Origin of the sequence: Aeromonas cavernicola (assembly GCF_002795305.1) — a bacterium.
GTDB lineage: Bacteria > Pseudomonadota > Gammaproteobacteria > Enterobacterales > Aeromonadaceae > Aeromonas > Aeromonas cavernicola.
In genome coordinates this window covers 1-654 of record NZ_PGGC01000264.1, presented here as the reverse complement: position 1 = coordinate 654, position 654 = coordinate 1, and the positions used below count along the sequence as shown (strand labels likewise).

Genomic DNA, 654 nt, shown 5'->3' with positions numbered 1-654 from the left:
ACATTCCAGATGAGCCGCTTCGAGCAGGTGTTCGAGCGTATCGAGGCGTGCCGCGACAGGCTTGCCACCCTCAAGGGGGAGTTCAACGACGGCAAATACATGCGGGTACACCGCACCATCTCCTCCACCCGGATGGACATCAAGCTGGCCCACGCCGCCATCGAGAACAAGATCGTCAACATCCTCGAACCGCTGGCCANNGCTTTGAGTACCACCATGGCCTGCTGGAGAAGATGTGGAAGGAGATCATGAAGAACCACGCCCATGACAGCATCGGCTGCTGCTGCAGTGACAAGGTGCATCAGGAGGTGATGAATCGCTTTGTGCTGGCCGACGACATGGCCGAGAACCTGATCCGCTTCTACATGCGCAAGATTGTCGACAACATGCCGGTGGCACTGTGCAACGACGGGGTACAGGTGGCCGACAAGCTCTGCCTGTTCAACCTGATGCCCTTCCCCCGTCAGGAGGTGATCAACACCAGCATCCGCATTCGCGCCCAATCCTTTGCCCTGCGCGATGAGGCGGGCCAGTCGATCCCCTACTTTGTCCGCGCCAAGCGCGAGATTGACCCGGGTCTGGTGGACAGGCAGATCGTGCACTACGGCAACTACGATCCCTTTATGGAGTACGACCTGTCTCTTATACACATCT

1 pseudogene is annotated in these 654 nt (G+C 58.3%); it reads left to right on the top strand.

Features of this window, described 5'->3' with window-relative positions:
- Positions 1-201: 201 nt before the first annotated feature.
- A pseudogene (locus CUC53_RS18425) lies at positions 202-654 on the top strand (alpha-mannosidase); the annotation flags it as partial.